The following is a 21,073-nucleotide window of genomic DNA, read 5'->3' as shown; positions in this document are numbered from 1 at the left end:
CTGACCATGATGAAGCGGCTGATCATAACGGCCCTCGTCGCGCTGGTCCCCCTCGGGGGGCCAGCACACGCAGAGGAGGAGGCCCGGCTGATCGGCGATGCTGATCGCGGGGCAAACCTGTTTCGCCAATGCACCGGCTGCCACCAGATCGGCCCGGATGCCAAGAACCGCATCGGCCCGCATCTCAACGGCATCTTCGGGCGCCGCGCGGGCAGCATGGAGGGGTTCGACTATTCCAAGTCGATGGAACGCGCCTCAAGCGACGGCCTGACATGGGACTACGACCTGCTGGACGCCTATATCGAGAACCCCCGCGTGCTGATCTCTGGCACGCGCATGTCGTTCCGGGGCATCAAGGACCCGCAGGACCGCCATGACGTGTTGGCCTACCTGCGCCAGTTTTCCGCCAACCCGCAGGACATCCCCGAGGCCGCCCCCACCGCCATCGCCCGTGAGGTGGACCTGCCGCCCGACATCCTCGCCATTGTGGGGGATGTTCCCTACGGTGAATACCTCGCGTCCGAATGCCTGACCTGCCACCGGCGCGACGGTGCCGACGCAGGCATCCCCTCCATCGTCAAATGGCCCGAAGAGGATTTTGTCATCGCCATGCACGCCTACAAGCGTAAGCTGCGGGTGCACCCGGTGATGCAGATGATGGCCGGACGCCTCAGCGATGAGGAAATCGCCGCGCTGGCGGCCTATTTCGCAACCATCGAATGACGAAGGGTCAGGTATTCCGCAATTGAGCAAAATCCCCCCAGAGAAGACAGTGAACATGCAGGGCATCGCGCCCCGCCGCAGCGGTGCTTTTTTCGCCTCTGCGCTTGTGTGTTCCGCCGGGACTGCCCCGGCCAGTTTGGATGGATTTCATGCGGATGCCTTTCGCAACCCGGATACTGATGTTGGGTGCTTTGCTGGCGCTGGCAGCGTTCTTCGGCCTCTTGCCGACGTGACACCGCCGGACCAAAGCGCCCGAAAGACCTTTTCCAACACCGCCTCACCCCGCGCAGCCCCGTGCCGCGCGGGGTTTTTCGTGGCTTTGGGAATGACAACAGGACGTCCCCGTCCCGTTTTGAAAGGCGGAGGGCAGCCGCACCGATAAACCTGTCCAACAAGGAGGAGAACGGACATGACATTGAACAGACGCAGATTTCTGGGCAGCGCTGCGGCAGCAGCCTCGCTCGCGGCACCAATGGTACAGGCCGCCAGCCACGGCAAACCGCGCGCCGTTGTGATCGGCGGTGGCGCAGGCGGGGCCACCGCCGCGCGCTACATCGCCAAGGACAGCAAGGGCGAGATCGACGTAATCCTGATCGAACCCTCGCGCAGTTATTACACCTGCTTTTTCTCCAATCTCTACATCGGTGGTTTCCGCGATCTGCAAAGCATCGAACACAACTACGCCACGCTGGCCTCGGAGTATGGCGTCAACGTCGTGCACGACTGGGCTGTGGGCGTGGACCGCGACGCCAAAACCGTGGCTTTGGCGGGGGGCGGCAGTGTGCCCTACGACCGGCTGGTGATCTCGCCGGGCATCGACTTTGTCGACGGCGCGGTCCCCGGCTGGGACGTCACGGCCCAAACCGCCATGCCCCATGCCTACAAGGCCGGCACCCAGAGCGCGCTGTTAAAGGCACAGGTCGAGGCGATGCCAGAGGGCGGCACCTATGTCATGGTCGCCCCGCCCAACCCCTTCCGCTGCCCGCCCGGCCCGTATGAGCGGATTTCGATGGTCGCCCATGTGCTGAAAGAAAAGAACCCGACTGCCAAGATCATCATTGCCGACCCGAAAGAAGGGTTCTCCAAACAGGCGCTGTTCGAGGAAGGCTGGCAAAAGCACTATGGCGGTATGATCACCCGCATCGGCCCGGATTTCGGCGGCGACAACGTCTCTGTGAACGCCGACACCATGGAGGTCGACATCGACGGAGAGGTCATCAAGGCCGATGTCTGCAACGTCATCCCGGCGCAAAAGGCGGGCATGATCTGCGCCGCCGCCGATCTGACAGAGGGCAACTGGGCGCCGGTCAATGGCCACACGATGCAATCGCGGCTGGATGAGAACATCCACATCCTTGGCGATGCGACCAATCAGGGCGACATGCCGAAATCCGGCTTTTCGGCCAACAGTCAGGCCAAGGTCGCGGCGATGGCAGTGCGCGGCGCGCTCACCGGCAGCCGCGTCTTCCCGGCCAAGTTCTCGAACACCTGCTGGTCGCTGATCAACACCGACGACGGCGTCAAGGTGGGCGCATCCTACGAGGCGACGGATGAAAAGATCGCCAAGGTGGACGGGTTCATCTCTGACACCGGTGAGGACGACGCCCTGCGCAAGGCCACCTATGAGGAAAGCGTCGGCTGGTACGCAGGCATCACCTCGGACATGTTTGGCTAAGGGCGCTTTGCCATAAAAACTGTCGTCCGCCGCGCGTCCTGCGCGGCGGACTGCGGTCAGGTCACGGGGCTGCATCGGCAGGATCGCGCGACCCCCGGTCGCGGAGGGGCCAAGCCACCTTGACCCTCTTCGCCAATGGGCGCTTTCTCGGCCCATGCCACACGGACACCACCATCATCACCACCACCACGTCGATCCCGATGCCGGGGACGCCCGCATGGCCGCCGCCGTCGGGGTGAACCTGCTGTTGACCGTCGCGCAGGTGGTTGGCGGTGTGTTGTCCGGCTCGCTCGCCATGATCGCCGATGCGCTGCATAATTTCTCTGACGCGGCCAGCCTGATCATCGCCGCTTGGGCGCGCCGCATTGCCCGCCGCCCCGCCGACGCAGAGATGACCTTTGGCTATGGCCGGGCAGAGGTGGTGGCTGCGCTGATCAACCTGACCACCCTTATCGTGATCGGTCTGTACCTGATCTATGAGGCGGTGATGCGGTTCTTCCAGCCGCAAGAGGTGATCGGCTGGCTGATCATCGTCATCGCCGCCGTGGCGCTGGTCATCGACCTTGTGACCGCCGCGCTGACCTACCGGATGGCGCAGGACAGCGTGAACATCCGCGCCGCCTTTTTGCACAACCTCGCCGATGCGATGGGGTCGGTCGCGGTGATCGTGGCGGGGGCGCTGATCTGGGCCTTTGGCTGGACATGGGTTGATCCGGCCATCACGCTGCTGATCGCGGGCTACATCCTGTGGATGGCATGGGGCGAGATCGGCGGCGTCATCCGCATCCTGATGCTGGGCAGCCCGCCGCGCATGGCCCCGGAGCATGTGCTCAAGACCGCCGAGGCCGTGGACGGCGTACAAAGCCTGCACCACGCGCACCTGTGGCAGATGGACGAACACGCGACCGCCCTACAGGCGCATCTGGTGATAGAGACCGGCGCATGGGGCCGCGCCGACGCGATCAAGGAGCTGGTCAAGGCGCGACTGGCCAAGGCGCATGGGCTGACCCATGTCACGCTGGAAATGGAATGTGCCGCGCATATCTGCACGGATGTCCGACGCATCGGCCACTGACCCGCGCCGCGTCCCCGTCCGCCCGCTGACAGTCAGGCCAAGCGCAGACCCTCTATCGCGCGCAGCAACAGCGGGATCTGCGCTTTGAACTTGAAAAAACCGGCGGTGGCATGGGGCCACGCGCGGGCATCGTAGGGACGCAGCAGGCGCACAACCGGAACGCCGCTGACCCTGTCCAACACATCGGCCACGGGCCCGACCGGCGCATGGCAGGTCACGATCTGCACGGCCCCCAATCGCGTCGCCATCCGTGTCAGCGCATCGGCGCTGGCGACGCTCTCGACTGCGTCACCCAATCGGGCCCGCCACCGGTCAGCCGTCTCCTGCACCAGAGCATCGCGAAACGCCGTGACTCCGGGCGACGGATGCAGCGGTGTCAGCCCGTCACGGGGGCGCAGCAGGGCTGTCCCGACCGGGGTCAGCCCCGACTCCAGAACCCAACCGGGCGACAGGTCGTCTTCGTGCAGGACAAACAGGCTGCGCACCGCCGTGTCGAGCGTATCGCCCTCAGGGGGCGGGCGGCGCTCGGGATGCGGCGGTCCGGCCAGCGGCGCGGCCCCGGTGTCCAGTTCACCGGGGGCGGGGCAAAACCGCCCTTCGGTGTATTTGGCGATGTTTCCGGGCCGGGCGAGGTAGTGCTTGCCTTGGGTCTGCAACCCCGCCACCCACCGCCAGCTGAGCGTGTTGGACGCCGGATCGCCGTCAAGCAGGTGGCGCAGGAAGAAGTCTGCGCCCAACTCCCACGGCAATCGCAGGGTGAAGATCCAGATAGAGGCAAACCACATCCGCGCATGGTTGTGCAGGTAACCGGTCGTTGCCAACTCGCGCGCCCAAGCGTCGAAACAGGCAAGGCCGGTCTCACCGGAACAGGCCGCCTCCCAGCGGGCGCGCACCCCGGCGGCGCTCTGGACCTCATCCAAGCGCCGCAACAGACCCGCCTGATACGCCCGCCACACCTCTGGCCGCATTTCCAGCCAGCCTTTCCAATACGTCCGCCAAAAGACTTCCTGAACGAACTTCGCGGCGGCCTGCTCCGAATGACGGCCCAGAACAGCGCGCAGCACCTCCTCTTCGGTCAGAACCCGGTGCCGCAAATAAGGAGAGATTTGCGACACCCCGGTCTGCCGCCCCGGGCCTCGGTCAAAATTCCGCTGGGCGGCGTATTGGCGACCGGCCCGCGGCAGGAACCCCTGCAACGCTTCCAGCGCGGCGGCCCGGCGGGCAGGAAAAGCAGCACAATCTGTCATCGGCGATAGGCTAGGGTGACGTCTCTGCCATTCAAGGGCCGGATGCCGAACGGCGCGCGCCTGTCAGGCGTTTTCCCGTGCGCCCCTTGCAGCCCCCCAATGGCGATACTAAGACTCAGGTAACAACCAAGCGTTATACCTTTGACAGCAGCTGCAGGCAGGCCGAAATGAAAGATCCGATCGAGACATACATGAACCTCGTCCCCATGGTCGTCGAGCAGACCAGCCGCGGGGAACGCGCCTATGACATCTTCTCCCGGCTGCTGAAGGAACGCATCGTCTTCCTCAGCGGTCCGGTGCATGACGGCATGTCCTCCCTCATCGTGGCGCAGTTGCTCCACCTTGAGGCGGAAAACCCGTCCAAGGAAATCTCGATGTACATCAACAGCCCCGGTGGCGTGGTGACCTCGGGCCTGTCGATCTACGACACCATGCAATACATCAAACCCAAGGTTTCGACCCTTGTCATCGGTCAGGCGGCCTCGATGGGCTCTTTGCTGTTGACCGCCGGTGCGCCGGGCATGCGCTATTCGCTTCCCAACAGCCGCATCATGGTTCACCAGCCCTCGGGCGGCTATCAGGGTCAGGCGACGGACATCATGATCCACGCCGAAGAGACGCTGAAACTCAAAAAACGCCTCAATGAGATCTATGAGAAACATACCGGTCAGGACTACGACACGGTCGAACGCGCGCTGGAGCGGGACAATTTCATGGACGCCGAACAGGCCAAGGCCTGGGGATTGATCGACGAGATCGTGACATCGCGCGTCACCGAAGGCGACAGCGACGCCTAAAGAGGCAGCCCCGCGCCACAGGGTGGGGCGGGGCGAATTTTCGGATTGTCGCGCCCGACCACGTGGCCTAAGCTGTCCGAACACTGGCGGCAGGCCGCGTTGTGGGGGCGCAAATGCCGGTCGCTGGCGAAGCAGGAAACCGGAATTGAAACCGGGAAAGGTGCACAATGGCAACGAATTCAGGCGGCGATAGCAAGAATACCCTCTATTGCAGCTTTTGCGGCAAGAGCCAGCATGAGGTGCGTAAACTGATTGCGGGCCCCACCGTGTTCATCTGCGACGAATGCGTTGAACTTTGCATGGACATCATCCGCGAGGAAACCAAAGGCGCCGGGCTGAAGGCCGCTGATGGTGTACCCACCCCGCGTGAGATTTGCGATGTTCTGGACGATTATGTGATCGGGCAGGCCACGGCCAAACGTGTGCTCTCTGTCGCCGTTCACAACCATTACAAACGTCTCAACCACGCGCAGAAATCCTCGGATATCGAACTGGCGAAATCCAACATCCTGCTGATCGGCCCCACGGGCTGCGGTAAGACGCTGCTGGCGCAGACGCTGGCGCGTATTCTGGATGTGCCGTTCACGATGGCCGACGCCACCACGCTGACAGAGGCCGGCTACGTCGGTGAGGATGTCGAAAACATCATCCTCAAGCTGTTGCAGTCGTCGGAATACAACGTGGAACGCGCGCAGCGCGGCATCGTCTACATCGACGAGGTCGACAAGATCACGCGCAAGTCGGAAAACCCCTCGATCACCCGCGACGTGTCGGGTGAGGGTGTGCAGCAGGCCCTGCTAAAGCTGATGGAAGGCACCGTTGCCTCCGTTCCGCCGCAGGGCGGGCGCAAACATCCGCAGCAGGAATTTCTGCAGGTCGACACCACCAATATCCTGTTCATCTGCGGCGGCGCTTTTGCCGGTCTTGACCGGATCATCAAACAGCGCGGCAAAGGCTCTGCCATGGGCTTTGGCGCGGATGTGCGCGATGACAGCCTGATTGGCGTCGGTGAGACGTTCAAGGAACTGGAACCTGAGGATCTGCTGAAATTCGGCCTGATCCCGGAATTTGTCGGCCGTCTGCCGGTCATCGCCACGCTTGAGGATCTGGATGAGGACGCGCTTGTCACCATCCTGACCCAGCCCAAGAACGCTTTGGTCAAGCAGTACCAGCGCCTGTTTGAGATGGAAGACACCAAGCTCGACTTCACCGAAGACGCGCTGTCGGCCATCGCCAAAAAGGCGATTGAGCGCAAGACCGGCGCACGAGGGCTGCGCTCCATTCTTGAGGGCATCCTGCTCGACACCATGTTCGAACTGCCGGGCATGGATGAGGTGACAGAGGTTGTCGTCAATGAGGAATCGGTGGTCTCCGAGGCCAAGCCGTTGATGATCTACGCCGACGCCAAGAAAGAGGGCGCTTCGGCAGGCTGAACTCGCAACCTCAGAGTTAAGTGTAGGGCGGGGTTTTACCCCGCCTTTTCTTTTGCCGTGACGGGGGCGCTTGGCACCCTTTTTGTCCACCCGCCTCCGGCACGCCTTGCGCTTTCGCCGCGATGCGGGACATTGGGCGCGAAAGTTGCCTTTTCTTTGGAGTCGCGCAGATGACCATCACCCGTATCCCGTCTGGCAGCCCGTTTGAGGAACAGATCGGCTATTGCCGCGCAGTTGTGGCCGGGGGCTTTGTCCATGTGGCGGGCACCGTGGGGCAGGGGGACACGGTGCAGGACCAGTGCCGCGCCGCCCTGACGACCATTTCGGCAGCGTTGGAAAAGGCCGGCTCTGGCCTGTCGGACGCCGTGCGGGTGACCTATTACCTGCCGGATCGCGCCGAATTTGAACCCTGCTGGCCACTCCTGCGCGATGCGTTTGGCGCAAACCCTCCCGCCGCCACCATGGTCGAATGCGGGCTGATCGACCCCAAGTACCGGATAGAGATCGAGGTCACAGCACTCGCGCGGTGATCACTTCGTAGGGTGGGTTTCCAACCCACCGCCACGGCTGTCACGCAGGACCAAACCTGAAGACAAAGTTAAAACGTCTCTGCAACCCATTGATTTCCTTTAGGCGCGAACCTGTCCACGCGTGGACAGCCTTCACCCCGCCAGCCGCGCGCCCTCGTCCAAAAGCTCAAATTCAGGCCCCAAAAGAGCCCGAACCTCGTCTTCTCCGGGCTGCTCCCAAACCGGGCCGGGGGCCACGAATCCGGCCCCCACAAGGGTCTCCTGAACCGCCGCGAAATCCGGCTCTCCGATGGCTAATCGCTTGCGGACCTGCCCGGCAGGCATCCAAGCCCGCCGCAGAGTCTCGACCCATAAGGGCGCACGCCCCGAAAAGCTTTCCAGATGCGCCGAGATATGCTGCGTCGCCCCCGAACGCCGCCGCAAAATCATCGCCACCTGCTGATCTGGCCGCGCCGCGAAGGCCAGAAAATGCAGCGCCGATCCCTCCGCCGCCACGATCTGACTGGCCGCCTTGTAGCGGGCCACCTGCTCGGTCAGCGAATGCGCCTGCGGGTGGAAAATCTCATACCCTTCCGCCGCCAGATACGCCTCCAGCCGCGCCTCTCCCAAAAGCGCCCCTCGCCCCGTGCCCAGCCGCGAGCGGCTGATATACAGCTTTTCCGGCCCATCGGGCGTCACGTTCTGCCCAAAGCGCAGGGCAACCGTCTCGATGAACCGGTCCGTGCCGCGGCTGATCTCACCCAGACCAAATCCCTGACCCGGCACGATCAACTGATCCGGCACGCAGGGCGCGCGTGCCTCATGGATCGGCAGGTCACACCCCATCAGGTCAAGGAATTCGCGGTGAAACGAGGGCAGCGGATCGGTGTTGGTCGGGTTCTTGGGGGTGAACAGGATGCCATCGAAACGAGACATGTCGATATGTTCCAGCGCCCAGAGCCGGGTCACGCTTTCGGTCACGAAATGCGGGAAATAGCGCCACAGGACGCCACCCCAAAGCCAGCGGCCCGGTAGACGCTCGGCATGGTCGGGTTGCGCAGGCGGTGGGGTCAACAGCCGCGCATTCCGCCACGTGGCTGCGTGTGGCACCACCTGCCCCTCGGCGGTCAGCACGCCCGAAGGCTGCACATGAGAGCGATGCTGCGGCGGCACGATCACCGGGCGTTTCAGTCGCGCGATCTGGCAGGACCAGCCGCCCACCGGGCTGGGCGGTTCCATCCGCACAAGATTGCGGGTGCAGGTCCAGACGAACCGCGTCGAGACGTCGTCATTGCGGCGAAATCCCAGCGCGCGCAGCCGGTCCTTGCAGGTCTTGGCGCCCGCGGTGCCATAGACGCCGGGATGGAATTCAATCACCACGGCGCGGATCCCCTTGAGGCTGGCGTGTTCAAGGAACTCCAGCTCACCGCCTTCGATGTCCATGATCAGGACGTTGGGCCGAAACTCTTCGACCACGGCGTCGAAAGAGGCGGTAGGCACCTCGACGGGCCGTGTCTGGCGGTTGTTCACATCCACCAGAGAGGACCCAAGGAAAGAGTTGCGCAGGTAAAAGGTCCGGGTTTCGGGCCGGTCCGGGGCGCTCATCAATACCTGATTGCGCAGTTCGATCCTGTCTTGCAGGCCGTTCATGGCGTGCAGCGCGCGGATATGGGGGATCAGGTCAGGGTTGGCCTCAAACGACAGCACGGCCTCTGGCGCGGCATTGTGGGCCACCACGGCCCCCACAACACCCAGACCCGCGCCCAGTTCCAGCACCCGGTCGCCGGGGCGCACAACGGCCAGCGCGCCTGCGATCTCATCACCTTCATAGCGTTCTTCGGCCATGCGTCGGATGCGGGTTTCGGTCAGAAAGGGAGAGGCGGGCACGGCCACGCCCCGGCAGGTGACCGCCGTCGCTGTATCTTTCATCACTGCTCGCCCGTTTTTTGTTTTTTGGTCATGGTTCGCGTGCCACCCCTTTATGGTAAGAATATGTTTACCACGTTTGCTGCGCCAGAACCTTCTGCAACTGCGGTAAACGGGGAACATGCGTCATGCCTGCCACTGGACCCCGCCCCGGTAATTCGCCATACAAGGCCCGAGACACACGAGGAGTCGTCCATGGGCATTCTCAATACCCTTCTGCGCGCCGTGACATGGTGGAATGGCGCCACGCTCAACACCCTGATCTACACCAGCCGTAAAGGTGTGAAGGTCGGCGAGGATGAGCAGGGCAACACCTTCTACCAGACCCGCGACGGCAAGCGGCGCTGGGTCATCTTCAACGGTGAGGCAGAGGCAAGCCGCGTCAGCCCCGACTGGCATGGCTGGCTGCATCACACCTACAAAGAAGCGCCCACCGACCGCCCTCTGCCGCACAAGGCATGGGAAAAGCCGCATATCGAGAACCTGACCGGCACCACGCTGGCCTATGCGCCCGCCGGGTCCATCCGGCGCGAAGCTCCGGCAGACCGTCGCGACTATGAGGCATGGTCGCCCAAATGACCCATTCCGTGGCCGAAGTGGCCGTCGGCGGGGCGGTTCTGGCGGCTGCGCTCGCTTTTGGGGCCTATACCGTACAGAGCACGGGCTTTGCCCTCGGCGCGACCGGGTATGAACTGTCTGCCTCGTTCCGGTCCATTGAAGGGATCAGCGTCGGCACCGATGTGCGCCTTGCAGGCGTCAAGGTGGGCACTGTGAGCGGGATCAGCCTTAACGCCGAGACCTATCGCGCCGACACCACCGTTGTATTGAACGATGGCGTGCAGGTGCCGGATGACAGCGTGATCGCCATTGCCTCCGAAGGGTTGCTTGGCGGAAACTATGTCGAAATCTCCCCCGGTGGCTCGCTGTTCTATTATAACGCTGGCGAAGAAATTCTCGACACCCAAGGTTCTGTCAGCCTGCTCACGCTCTTGCTGCGCTATGTTGGCGGTGGAGCAGAGGACACCACAGAATGAGCCTGCGCGCCGCCGCTGTCCTGCTTGCGCTGGCGGCCGTGCCTGCCGGGGCGCAGGAAAAGGCCAGCAACGGCACAGGCGCTGTGCTGCGCGGGCTGGACAAGCTGAACGCCAAGGTCACGGACATCGTCCTGCAAAACGGTGAGACAGAGGTTCTGGGCCTGATCGAAATCGCGCTCAAGGAGTGCCGCTATCCCGAGGGCGATCCTTCGGGTGATGCCTATGCGTTCCTGACCATCCGCGAGGCCGGGGTGGCCAAGCCGGTGTTTTCGGGCTGGATGATCGCCTCGTCCCCCGCGCTGAACGCGATGGATCATGCGCGTTTTGACGTCTGGGTCTTGCGCTGCACGCTGCCGGATTGATCGGCACCGGACTGATTGGCCTTCGTCCGTTTCCCTGAACAACTTGCTGACGACCCGTCGTAAAACGGGGGGCGTATGTGCCCAAGAACCGGACCGTGGTCCGGTTCTTGGCTGTTTGCGCGTCAGGCCTTGGCCGCAGCGGTGGCCGCGGCATCCGCCTTGCGCGCTTTTGGGAAGAAGCTGAAGTAGAGCACCGGCGCGGCAATCAGGGTCAGGATAGAAGCAAAGCCAAGACCCCCCATGATCGTCACCGCCATCGAGGCAAAAAAGGCGTCGGACAGCAGCGGGATCATGCCAAGGATCGTGGTTGCGGCGGCCAGTACAACGGGCCGCAAACGCGATGTAGAGGCATCCAGAACCGCCGTGCGAAAGCCCACGCCCTCGGCCCGGACAAGGTCGATCTCCTCGACCAGAACGATGCCGTTCTTGATCAGCATCCCCGACAGGCTGAGCAGACCCAGTAGAGCGGTGAAGGAGAACGGCAGGCCGGTCCCCAGCAGTCCCAGCGCCACGCCGTTCACGCTCATCGGGACCAGCAGCCAGATCACCACCGGCTGACGGATTTGGCCGAACAGCAGGACGGAAATCAGCACCATGATGATCAACGACAGCGGCAACTGTTTGCCCAGTGCGGCCTGCGCCTCTGTCGAGCTTTCGTATTCGCCGCCCCACTCCAACGTATATCCGTCGGGCAGGTCAATCGCCTCGATCCCGGCGCGGATTTCGTTGAAGACCGCAGAGGCGTTGACACCGGCTGCCACGCCCGCCTGCACCGCGATGGTGGGCACCCGGTCGCGACGGCGCAGGAGCGTGTTCTGCGCCTCCCAGTCGTAGCCGTCGATCAGCTGCAACACCGGAATAAAGGCCTGCGCCGCGCTGGAATAGACCGGCTGGTCCGCCAGATAGGCACCGCCTTCCTGCGCGGCCACATCGGTGCGCAGGATGATCGGGATCAGGCGGTCGCCTTCGCGGTAGACACCTGCCTGCAACCCGTCAGAGCCCAGCAGCAGGGAGTTGGCCAGATCCTCGCGGGTGACACCCGCTGCCTTGGCGCGCTCATCGGCGAAGATCGGTTTGATCACCAGTTCGCGTTCGCGCCAGTCGGTGCGCAGGTCCAGCAACTGATCTGACCCCGCGTGCAGTTCGGCCATCGCCTTTTCGGCCAGTTCGCGCAGGATCACCGGGTCCGGCCCGGAGAAACGCGCCTCGATCGGAGCACCGCCGCCGGGGCCAAAGGCCAGACGTTCGGTCCGGAACTCCCCGTCCGTCAGTGTGTTGCGCCCAAAGGCCTCTAGGTCACTGCGCAGCGGCGGGATCTGTTCAAGGCTTTCGGTGCGGATGATGAGGTGACCATAGGTCGGCAGCGCCTCTTCGGGCCCGTAGGTCAGCATGAAGCGCGTGGCCCCGCCGCCCACGAAGGTCGCAACCGACACCACGTCGTCACGGTCTGCCAGCCAGTCTTCGACCAGCTTCATGTCCTCTGCCGTGCGGTGGATACTGGCCCCCTGCGGCAGCTTGTAGTGGACGTAGAACAGCGGCGTGTTGCTGTCGGGAAAGAACTGCTGCTTCACCTGACCAAAGCCGATGTAGCATACAACCGTCAGGCCGATCAGCCCGGCGATCACCAGCCACCGCAGGCGCAGCGCAAGGTTCAGCGTTGCGCGATAGGCGCGAAACAGCGGTCCGCCATATTGGTCGCCAGCCTCACCTGTACCGACCTTGAAGAAGTAGTGCGCCAAAAGCGGCGTTGCCGAGATCGCGAGGATCCAGGACAGCAGCAGCGAAATGCCGATCACCGCAAACAGCGAGAACAGAAATTCACCGGTCGCATCGGGGGACAAACCGATCCCGGCAAAGGCCATGATGCCGATGACGGTCGCGCCCAGCAGCGGGGTCTGGGTCTTGGCGGCGACGTCCTCGGCGGCATCTCGGGCGGATTTGCCCTGCGCCATGTCGCCCTGCATCCCCTCGGCGACGACGATGGCATTGTCCACCAGCATCCCCATGGCGATGATCAGAGCGCCAAGCGAAATCCGCTCCATCTCGATGCCGAATATGGCCATTACAAAGATGGTGCCGACCACGGTCAACAGCAGCGTTGCGCCCACCACAACCGCCGCTCGCCATCCCATGAAGAGCGCCAGAACGATCACCACAATCGCCACCGACATGGCAAGGTTCACCAGAAAGGCGTTAGATGCCTCGTCCACGACCACGTGCTGCTGGTAGATCGGTTGCAGTTCCACACCGGCGGGAATGTCGCGCATTATTTCGGCCAGCCGCGCATCGACCCGCTGGCCGATCTCGACGATGTTCAGGTCGGCCTTGCCCGACACCCCCAGCGTAAAGGCCTCTTGCCCTTGAAAGCGGATGATTTCGCTGGGGTCCTCAACCCGGCCTCGGGTCACGTTGGCGATGTCCAGCAGGTCGATCACTTCACCGCCGACACCGATGGTCAACCGCGCGATTTCGTCCACCGAGGCATCCCCGGCAGGGGCCTGAATGCGGATGTCCTGCCCGTTTTGCGTGATGCTGCCCGCAGGGGTGCGCGTGTCGGTATTGGCCAGTGCCGTCGCCAGCGCGGTGGGCGCGATCCCGAGGTTGCTGAAAATCGCCGGGTTGGCGTCGACATAGATCGCCTCGGACGGCAGCCCGGCCAGCGCCACATCGGCCACACCGTCAACGGCCAGCAGTTCGCGCCGCAGGTATTCCGCGATCTCATGGGTTTCTGCGTCGCTAAATCCGGGCGCGGTCACCGCGTAAAACACACCGTAGACGTCGCCGAAGTTGTCGTTGACGATTGGGGTGCCTGCCTCTGCGGGCAGGCTGCGCTGGGCGTCCTGTACGCGGTTGCGCAGCTTGGTCCAGATCGCGGGCAGTTCTGTGCCGTCAAAGGTCGACTCGATGTTGACCGAGATGCGGCTGACGCCCGGTTTGTTCGATGAGGTGATGAAATCGATCTCACCCATCTTCTGTATCTCGGACTCGATCGGCTCACTCACCTCTCGGGCGACCTGTTCGGCCGAGGCACCGGGATATTGCGTGATGATGATGGCGTTCTTGATGGTAAAGGCCGGATCTTCGAGCCGACCGATGGTGGCAAAGCCCCAGATTCCGCCCAGCAGGCAGATCAGCATCAACAGCCAGGTGATCAGCGCCTTGTCGATGGACGCACGCGCGATGGACATGAGCTTATTCTCCGACGCGAGTGAAGGGGCGGACGGATTGGCCATCCGTGACCAAAGCCGCGCCGGTCAGCATGATCTGCGTGCCGTCCTCCAGCCCGTCCTTGAGATAGGTGCGCCCGTCGGCGCGGATCTCGATCTGGACCGGGGTGCGACGCACGATGCCGTCGTCGTAGACCATAACGGCGGCTGATCCGTCCGGCGCATAAATCAGCGCGGTCTCCGGCAAGATGACGCCGGTATGGCCGTTTGTGCTGGCTGAGGCGATGACCGTCACAGAGGCACCGGGAAAGACAAAATCGCCCGGCGGGTCATCAAAGCTGAGCGTCAGGGTATAGGTCTGGCCAACCGAACTGGTTTCGGTTTCGAATTCGCGCATGGTCAGCGGATAGCTGGTCGGATCGCCGGGCAACTGGGCGCTGAACGTCACCGTGTCGGAGCCGCCGGCCTGCCGGAACAACACTTCGGGGACTTCGATGTCCACGCGCAGTTCTGAAACATCGTGCAGGCGCACGACAGGCGTGCCAGCAGATACCGTGGTGAAATTCGCCACCAGACGGCGTGCGACAAGCGCGTCGAAAGGGGCGTGCAGCGTGGCGTGTTCCAGATTGTCCTGCGCGTCCTCAAAGCCGATTTCGGCGAGATTCAACTGGGTCTGGGCATCGTTCACCGACACCTCTGATACAGCCTGTCCGCGCAGGCTTTCCAACCGGGTCACGTCGCGCTGGGCTTTTTCCAGGTTGATCTCTGCCTGCGACTTCGCGCGGCGATAGCGGTCAAGGTCAAGTTGGGCAATCGTCTGCCCCATCTTCAGATAGGTGCCTTCTTCGGCATCCAGCGTTTCGATCTGGCCCGCCACCTGAAAGGCAAGGTCGACCGTTTGCAGCGCCTGCACCTGACCGTAAAACAGGCGTTCGATCTGCGTCGGCTTGGCGCTGATTTCCATCAGCTTGACCGGCTTGGGCACCTCCTGTGCGAATCCGGCAGTGGCAAGAAGAAGGCCCGCAAGGGCAGGGGCAAGGGAACGCATCGACGGTCTCCGGATACGGCAAGGGGGCGGTTTGCAGCCGCACTTAGCGACTCCCGAGAGAATTTCAAACCGTTCAGTTCACTTTTGCTGCCGCACAGGCGCTGTGCGCGCCCGGCTCGCGCGATTTTCCAATGGTAGAGGCTTTTGGGACGCACTCCGTTAGTCGGAGGCGTTGTTCCCGGATTGGGTCGCCAAAGCGTTGCGGGCGACAACCTCGGCACCATTGGAGGCAAGCGGCGCTGACAGGATATCGGCCTCGGTCTTCAGGGCCGTCGACAGCCGCGCGCGATAGTCGTGCCGCGTAATCTCTATCCCGCCCAGAGTGGCAAGGTGCGGCGTCAGGAACTGCGTATCGAACAGCGTAAAACCGGTACGTCTTAGGAGGTCCATCAACCACGCCAGCGCGATCTTGGACGCGTCGCGGCGGCGCGAAAACATCGACTCGCCGCAAAAGGCTGCGCCCACGGATACACCATAGACACCGCCGACCAACTCCTCGTCCATCCAAACCTCTAGCGCATGCGCGCGCCCTTCGGTGTGCAGAGCGTGATAAAGGTCGCGGATTTCGGCATTGATCCATGTTTCGTCGCGGTCCGCACAGCCGTCAATCACACCGGTGAAATCGGCATTCAACGTCACGGAGTAGTCATCGCGACGCAGCCGTTTCGCAAGGCTGCGGGAAATGCGGAACCCGTCCAGAGGCAGGATGCCGCGACGCCGGGGATCGACCCAGAAAATTTCCGGGTCGTCATGACGTTCCGCCATCGGAAAAATCCCGGTGCGGTAGGCGTGTAAAAGCAGTTCGGGGGTGACGCTCATGTGGTGTGCGTAATCATTTGGCCAAAAGGTGCGCAACAATGTGGGTATTTGCCCCGAGGGGCAAGACCAGAGCGAAATCGGATTGGTGACCCGCCGCCCATGCTGGGGGACGGGTCAAAGACGATTTGGACCGGGGGCGTGCGCCAAGCCGGTCACGTGGCAGGCAGGATCACTCCAGCCCGCCTGCCTCCAGCCATTTTTCCAGCCAATGAATGTTGTATTCGCCGGTGTGGATGTCCTTTTCGCGCAATAGCGCGTGGAACAGCGGCACGGTGGTGTCGATGCCGTCCACGATCAGCTCTCCGAGCGCACGGTTCAGCCGCGCAAGGGCCGCTGGCCGGTCGGCACCATGGACAATCAGTTTGGCAATCAGGCTGTCGTAGTAGGGCGGGATTCGATAGCCGTCGTACAGCGCTGAATCCATCCGCACACCCAACCCGCCGGGCGCGTGGAAATGCGAAATGGTGCCGGGTGAAGGCCGGAATTCCGGCAGTTTCTCAGCGTTGATCCGCACCTCGATGGCGTGGCCGTTGATCTTCAGATCGTCTTGCGTAAACGACAGCGGGTGGCCTGCGGCGACCCGGATCTGTTCGCGCACAAGATCGACGCCAAAAATCGCCTCGGTCACCGGGTGTTCCACCTGCAACCGGGTGTTCATCTCGATGAAATAGAACTCGCCGTCTTCATAAAGGAACTCGATGGTGCCCGCGCCGCGATAGCCCATTTCTGAAATGGCCTTGGCGCAGATCCCGCCGATATGGGCGCGTTCCTCGGGACTGATCGAGGGGCCGGGGGCCTCTTCGAAAACCTTCTGGTGGCGGCGCTGCAAGGAACAGTCGCGTTCGCCCAGATGCACGCCGCCGCCCTGACCGTCGCCAAAGACCTGAATCTCGATGTGGCGCGGGCGTTGCAGGTATTTCTCGATATAGACTTCGTCGTTGCCAAAGGCGGCCTTGGATTCGGACCGCGCGGTCAGATAGGCGCGCTCCATCTCTCCCTCGTCGCGGGCGACCTTCATGCCGCGCCCGCCGCCGCCTGCGGTTGCCTTGACGATGACCGGATAGCCAAAGGAAGCCCCGATCTTCTTGGCCTCTTCGACAGAACCAACGCCGCCTTCGGACCCCGGGACAACCGGGATACCCAGCGCCTTGGCCGTTTCCTTGGCGGTGATCTTGTCACCCATGGTGCGGATGTGTTCCGCCGAAGGGCCGATAAACGTGATGTCGTGGTCTTCGACGATCTGCACGAAACGGGCGTTTTCCGACAGAAAGCCATAACCGGGATGGATCGCCGTCGCGCCGGTGACTTCGCAGGCTGAGATGATCGCCGGGATCGACAGGTAACTGTCGGTCGACGGCGCGGGGCCGATGCAGATGGTTTCATCGGCCATGCGCACATGCATCGCGTCGGCATCGGCGGTGGAATGCACCGCGACCGACGGAATGCCCATTTCACGACAAGCACGAATAACGCGCAGCGCAATCTCGCCACGGTTGGCAATAAGGATCTTGTCAGTCATGCGCTTACTCGAGGATCACAAGCGGAGCGCCGTATTCCACCGGCGCGCCATCCTCGACGAGGATGCGCTTGATGGTCCCTGTGCGCGGTGCCGGAATGTGGTTCATCGTCTTCATCGCCTCGACGATGAGCAGCGTATCGCCTTCCTTGACGGTGGCGCCGACGCTGATGAAGGGGTCAGAGCCCGGTTCGGCCTGCATGTAAACGGTGCCCACCATGGGTGAGGTGACGGCACCGGGATGGGCGGCGGGGTCCTCTGGCATCTCCGGCGCGGCAACGGCGGCCGCTGCAGGGGCAGGCGGAGCGAAGTGAGCAGGGGCGGCAGCGACGGGGGCGGCCGGTGCGGCAACGGGAACCGCGCGACTGATGCGCACTTGCAGGCTGTCGTCATCGCCGTATTCGCGCATGACTTCCAGTTCCGTCAGGTCGTTCTCCTGAAGGAGTTCCGCCAGCGCCTTGATGAAGGCCACATCCGCCTCGGTCTTCTTCTCGCTCATGCCATCCTCGCCATGTCCAATGGCCCGTTACCGGTCACACCGGCGGGCTCTGCGCAGCTTATAGGCTATGGCGCGGCGAAGGAAAAGCGATGGCGCAAACGTTCCGCCCGCCGTTTTTGGGTCGCGGCCGCGGTTTCCGGCGGCAGGGCTGCGCACGGTCCTGTCATACTCGGGCGGTTGGGACGACGCGTCGGCGCGCGACAGTTGCAGCGGACCTGTGCCGCGCATAGCATCCGCGACCGGGGAGGATCATACATGAACATTTCGACATGGCTTGCGCGTACGGCCCAGATTGATCCCGACAGGCCTGCGCTGTTTCTTGGCCGCGATCCGGTGGCAGACTATGGTCAGTTCCACGCGGCTGCCCTGCGACTGGCAGGGGCGCTGGTCGCGCGGGGCATCCGGCCCGGCGATCGTATTGCCCTGTTCATGAAGAATGTCCCCGATTACCTGATCGCCCAATACGGCGCATGGTACGCTGGTGCGGCGATCGTCCCGATCAACGCCAAGCTTCACCCCCGCGAAGCGGATTTCATTCTGGCGAACTCTGGCGCGTCGCTGGCCTTTGCGACGCCCGATCTTGCCCCTGATCTGGCAGAGATCGCAGCGGCAGAGGTGATAGAGACCAGCAGCGCCGCATGGCAGGCGCTCTTGGGCGCCGCCCCGCTTGGCGCGCCGGTTCATCGCGCCGCTGACGACCTTGCATGGCTTTTCTACACCTCCGGCACCACCGGTCGCCCCAAGGGCGTGATCATCACGCACCGGATGCTGATGACCATGTCGCTTTGCTATCAATGCGATTGTGACCTTGTCCGCGCCGAGGATGCTGCCCTCTACGCCGCCCCGCTCAGCCATGGCGCGGGCATCTACAACATGATGCATGTTCGTGCCGGTGCCCGTCATGTCTTTCCGCCGTCCGGTGGGTTCGATGCGGAAGAAACGCTTGGTCTTGCGGCGCATTTCGGCGGAGTCCACATGTTCATGGCGCCGACAATGGTTCAGCGCCTGACTCGCTATGCCAAGGCGGCGGGCAACCCCGGCGCTGGCCTGCGCATGGTCGTTTACGCCGGTGGCCCGATGTACAGCGCCGACATCATCGAAGCGGTCGATCATTTTGGTCCGGTCTTTGCCCAAATTTATGGTCAGGGAGAGTGCCCGATGGGCATCACCGCGCTGTCGCGCCATGACGTGACGGACCGCAGCCACCCGCGTTGGCGAGAAAGGCTTGGGTCCGTCGGGCGGGCGCAATCTGCGGTCGAGGTGCGTATTGCCGATGAGGATGGTGCGACGCTTCCGGCTGATGCGGTTGGGGAAATCCTCGTGCGGGGGGATATCGTCATGTCAGGCTACTGGCAGAACGCGGAGGCCACCGCCAAAACGCTGAAAGATGGCTGGCTCTGGACCGGCGACATGGGCGCGATGGACGTGGACGGCTATGTCACGATGAAAGACCGGTCCAAGGACCTGATCATTTCGGGCGGAACCAATATCTATCCGCGCGAAGTCGAAGAGGCGCTGCTGGAACTTCCATACGTGTCAGAGGTCGCCGTGGTGGGCCGGCCCCACCCCGAATGGGGTGAGGAGGTGGTGGCCTTCGTCGTCTGCTACGGCCCCATGAACGAGGCCGCACTGGACGCGCATTGCCTTGACCGGATCGCACGGTTCAAACGGCCAAAGGCCTATGTTTCACTGCCTGCGCTGCCCAAGAACAACTATGGCAAGGTGCTCAAGACAGAGCTGCGCGGGTCGTTCGGCTCTGCCGACTGATCGTCATTATCGGGGCGGACCGTCGAGGTGACCGGTTCCGGTTTGGGCGGCTTGTCCGCATCGGCTGTTTCCGTCCGCTCGCTGGTTTCGGCGGGCGGCTCTCGGCTGCCAAAGTCAGCGCTTTGCGCGTCCAGCATCCGGGAGATCGTGATCTGCATGATCGACGGCGGCGGCGCGTTGGTGGATGGATCCGGCTCGCCATTGGCGGCGCGCCAGAACTTGGTCGGCGCAAGACCGTCGTTGAGCCGCGCCTCGGGGTTTCGGGCGTCAGCGATCGGCTTGATCTTTGTTTGTGCATCTGGCTTGGCTTGGTCGCCGGGCAGCCCTTGCGGATGGCCGGTGACCTGCGGCGCAGTATGCGTCGGAGGTATGATAACTTGCATGCGGCTGCTCCATTCAGAGCGCCCCCACATGAATTGATATTAACACCTGCGGCATTCCTTTGCAGCAGGTTGGGTCAAATTGTGGAGAAATCCCGTCACCGCAAAGGCGTCCGGTCGCGACGGCAAGATCGTGCCGGAAAGTCTGCAACTTTTGGCGCTTTTTCAAAGCCGGCACTGAAATTGGCCTTTTCCTTGGATGCATTCCAAAATACATATGTGTTTGAAGCGCGCCCAGACTTGAAATCTTGAGGCAAACCACATGAGACAAGCAAAATTCCGATATGGCGTCGACACAGGCCCCTTTGAATTTGGCCCAAAACGCGGTGGCCAGACCGGCCCCGAAGCAACGCCTGCGGTGGCGTCTGTCGGCACGACAGAAGTAGAGGTGGCCTACAGTGACGAAGTCGTCGCTGAACTGCTTTACATGATCGAAGAGGAAAAACTTGCCGGGGACGTATACGAGACGTTTTACGACATCTACGGCCTGAAGATTTTCGCCAGTATCGGAGCGTCGGAAGACCGGCATTTCGACGCGCTGGTCAGTCAGGCTGATGCGATGGGGATCGACACGGATCAGTTTGTCTTTGCAGAAACAGGCAGTTTCGACGACCCGGAGTTGCAAGAACTCTATGACACGCTCATCGAAACCGGATCGGCCTCTCTGACGTCGGCGCTGGAGGTCGGCGCGGCCATCGAGACGAAGGACATCGTCGATATCGCGGCGGCAATGGAAGATGTCGAAGGTACGGTGCTGGCCGGGGTCTACGCAAATCTTCTGGCAGGATCTGAAAACCATCTTGTGGCGTTCGAGGGGTTGCTGGGCTGATCCCTGCAGCCGCCGTCTGAAAGTGCGACAGCCGCCGATCAGATCGGCGGCTGTCGTTTTTTTGGTGTTCTGTGCCGGGTCAGCGGTTCATTCTGTTATCGATAAGATCGTCGACGACGCTGGGGTCGGCGAGGGTGGATGTGTCGCCCAATGCGCCGTAGTCGTTTTCGGCGATCTTGCGCAGGATGCGGCGCATGATCTTGCCGGAGCGGGTTTTCGGCAGGCCCGGCGCCCATTGGATCAGGTCCGGTGAGGCGATGGGGCCGA

20 protein-coding genes are annotated in these 21,073 nt (G+C 62.8%); 11 read left to right on the top strand and 9 right to left on the bottom strand.

Features of this window, described 5'->3' with window-relative positions; translation table 11 throughout:
* Positions 1-6: 6 nt before the first annotated feature.
* From VOI21_RS13240 to VOI21_RS13230, 3 genes are all read left to right on the top strand, one after another.
* On the top strand, positions 7-723 hold the full coding sequence (locus tag VOI21_RS13240; RefSeq protein ID WP_323770393.1) for a c-type cytochrome: 717 nt from the start codon (positions 7-9) through the stop codon (positions 721-723).
* A 409-nt stretch (positions 724-1,132) separates the two neighbouring features.
* On the top strand, positions 1,133-2,398 hold the full coding sequence (locus tag VOI21_RS13235; RefSeq protein WP_323770392.1) for an NAD(P)/FAD-dependent oxidoreductase: 1,266 nt from the start codon (positions 1,133-1,135) through the stop codon (positions 2,396-2,398).
* A 154-nt stretch (positions 2,399-2,552) separates the two neighbouring features.
* Complete coding sequence (locus VOI21_RS13230; protein WP_323770391.1) at positions 2,553-3,473, top strand: cation diffusion facilitator family transporter; 921 nt, start codon at positions 2,553-2,555, stop codon at positions 3,471-3,473.
* Positions 3,474-3,505: 32 nt separating this feature from the next.
* Here the strand turns inward: VOI21_RS13230 and VOI21_RS13225 are convergent, their stop codons facing one another.
* Positions 3,506-4,720: an FAD-binding domain-containing protein gene (locus VOI21_RS13225; protein ID WP_323770389.1), complete on the bottom strand. Its 1,215-nt coding sequence runs from the start codon at positions 4,718-4,720 to the stop codon at positions 3,506-3,508.
* Between the two features lie 167 nt (positions 4,721-4,887).
* Between VOI21_RS13225 and VOI21_RS13220 the strand changes: the two genes are divergently transcribed.
* The 3 genes from VOI21_RS13220 to VOI21_RS13210 all read left to right on the top strand — a co-directional run bounded on the left by VOI21_RS13220 (position 4,888) and on the right by VOI21_RS13210 (position 7,480).
* Entirely contained in the window at positions 4,888-5,517 is a 630-nt protein-coding gene (locus VOI21_RS13220) for an ATP-dependent Clp protease proteolytic subunit (protein ID WP_323770388.1), read from the top strand.
* A 167-nt stretch (positions 5,518-5,684) separates the two neighbouring features.
* Positions 5,685-6,950: an ATP-dependent Clp protease ATP-binding subunit ClpX gene (gene clpX / locus VOI21_RS13215; RefSeq protein WP_323770387.1), complete on the top strand. Its 1,266-nt coding sequence runs from the start codon at positions 5,685-5,687 to the stop codon at positions 6,948-6,950.
* 170 nt (positions 6,951-7,120) lie between these two features.
* Positions 7,121-7,480, top strand: a complete 360-nt coding sequence (locus VOI21_RS13210) for a RidA family protein (protein ID WP_323770386.1) — start codon at positions 7,121-7,123, stop codon at positions 7,478-7,480.
* Positions 7,481-7,612: 132 nt separating this feature from the next.
* On the opposite strand, the gene VOI21_RS13205 is transcribed toward VOI21_RS13210, so the two are convergent.
* Positions 7,613-9,388 carry an FkbM family methyltransferase gene (locus tag VOI21_RS13205; protein WP_323770385.1) on the bottom strand — a complete coding sequence of 592 codons (1,776 nt, stop codon included), beginning with the start codon at positions 9,386-9,388 and terminating at the stop codon, positions 7,613-7,615.
* A 192-nt stretch (positions 9,389-9,580) separates the two neighbouring features.
* Here VOI21_RS13205 and VOI21_RS13200 point away from each other — a divergent pair, with 192 nt between their 5' ends.
* From VOI21_RS13200 to VOI21_RS13190, 3 genes are read left to right on the top strand one after another with little or no spacing between them, the layout of a single operon-like run.
* Positions 9,581-9,964 carry an NADH:ubiquinone oxidoreductase subunit NDUFA12 gene (locus VOI21_RS13200; RefSeq protein WP_323770384.1) on the top strand — a complete coding sequence of 128 codons (384 nt, stop codon included), beginning with the start codon at positions 9,581-9,583 and terminating at the stop codon, positions 9,962-9,964.
* Positions 9,961-10,419, top strand: coding sequence for an outer membrane lipid asymmetry maintenance protein MlaD (gene mlaD / locus VOI21_RS13195; protein ID WP_323770383.1), 459 nt, complete (start codon positions 9,961-9,963; stop codon positions 10,417-10,419). Before VOI21_RS13200 ends, mlaD begins: the two co-directional genes overlap by 4 nt.
* Positions 10,416-10,781, top strand: a complete 366-nt coding sequence (locus VOI21_RS13190; RefSeq protein WP_323770382.1) for a DUF2155 domain-containing protein — start codon at positions 10,416-10,418, stop codon at positions 10,779-10,781. The genes mlaD and VOI21_RS13190 overlap by 4 nt, the downstream gene beginning before the upstream one ends.
* Positions 10,782-10,903: 122 nt before the next feature.
* Here VOI21_RS13190 and VOI21_RS13185 read toward each other — a convergent pair whose 3' ends face one another.
* The 5 genes from VOI21_RS13185 to accB form a co-directional block, all read right to left on the bottom strand.
* Positions 10,904-13,969 carry an efflux RND transporter permease subunit gene (locus VOI21_RS13185; protein WP_323770380.1) on the bottom strand — a complete coding sequence of 1,022 codons (3,066 nt, stop codon included), beginning with the start codon at positions 13,967-13,969 and terminating at the stop codon, positions 10,904-10,906.
* A gap of 4 nt (positions 13,970-13,973) precedes the next feature.
* Positions 13,974-14,996 carry an efflux RND transporter periplasmic adaptor subunit gene (locus VOI21_RS13180; RefSeq protein ID WP_323770379.1) on the bottom strand — a complete coding sequence of 341 codons (1,023 nt, stop codon included), beginning with the start codon at positions 14,994-14,996 and terminating at the stop codon, positions 13,974-13,976.
* A 159-nt stretch (positions 14,997-15,155) separates the two neighbouring features.
* Positions 15,156-15,815, bottom strand: a complete 660-nt coding sequence (gene aat / locus VOI21_RS13175; protein WP_323770378.1) for a leucyl/phenylalanyl-tRNA--protein transferase — start codon at positions 15,813-15,815, stop codon at positions 15,156-15,158.
* Positions 15,816-15,984: 169 nt separating this feature from the next.
* A complete protein-coding gene (accC, locus tag VOI21_RS13170) occupies positions 15,985-17,334 on the bottom strand; it encodes an acetyl-CoA carboxylase biotin carboxylase subunit (RefSeq protein WP_323770377.1) in 1,350 nt (449 codons plus the stop codon).
* A gap of 4 nt (positions 17,335-17,338) precedes the next feature.
* Positions 17,339-17,830, bottom strand: a complete 492-nt coding sequence (gene accB, locus VOI21_RS13165) for an acetyl-CoA carboxylase biotin carboxyl carrier protein (protein ID WP_323770376.1) — start codon at positions 17,828-17,830, stop codon at positions 17,339-17,341.
* Between the two features lie 255 nt (positions 17,831-18,085).
* Between accB and VOI21_RS13160 the strand changes: the two genes are divergently transcribed.
* Complete coding sequence (locus VOI21_RS13160) at positions 18,086-19,597, top strand: AMP-binding protein (protein WP_323770374.1); 1,512 nt, start codon at positions 18,086-18,088, stop codon at positions 19,595-19,597.
* Here the strand turns inward: VOI21_RS13160 and VOI21_RS13155 are convergent.
* Positions 19,543-19,980, bottom strand: a complete 438-nt coding sequence (locus tag VOI21_RS13155) for a hypothetical protein (protein WP_323770373.1) — start codon at positions 19,978-19,980, stop codon at positions 19,543-19,545. The genes VOI21_RS13160 and VOI21_RS13155 overlap by 55 nt on opposite strands.
* A gap of 259 nt (positions 19,981-20,239) precedes the next feature.
* Between VOI21_RS13155 and VOI21_RS13150 the strand changes: the two genes are divergently transcribed.
* Positions 20,240-20,806 (top strand): DUF2202 domain-containing protein, encoded by a 567-nt coding sequence (locus VOI21_RS13150; protein ID WP_323770372.1) that lies wholly within the window; start codon positions 20,240-20,242, stop codon positions 20,804-20,806.
* A 79-nt stretch (positions 20,807-20,885) separates the two neighbouring features.
* Here the strand turns inward: VOI21_RS13150 and VOI21_RS13145 are convergent.
* On the bottom strand, positions 20,886-21,073 hold a 188-nt coding region (locus VOI21_RS13145), incomplete at its 5' end, for a hypothetical protein (RefSeq protein ID WP_323770371.1).

Origin of the sequence: Antarctobacter sp. (assembly GCF_034670325.1) — a bacterium.
GTDB lineage: Bacteria > Pseudomonadota > Alphaproteobacteria > Rhodobacterales > Rhodobacteraceae > Antarctobacter.
This window is presented reverse-complemented; position numbering and strand designations above follow the sequence as displayed.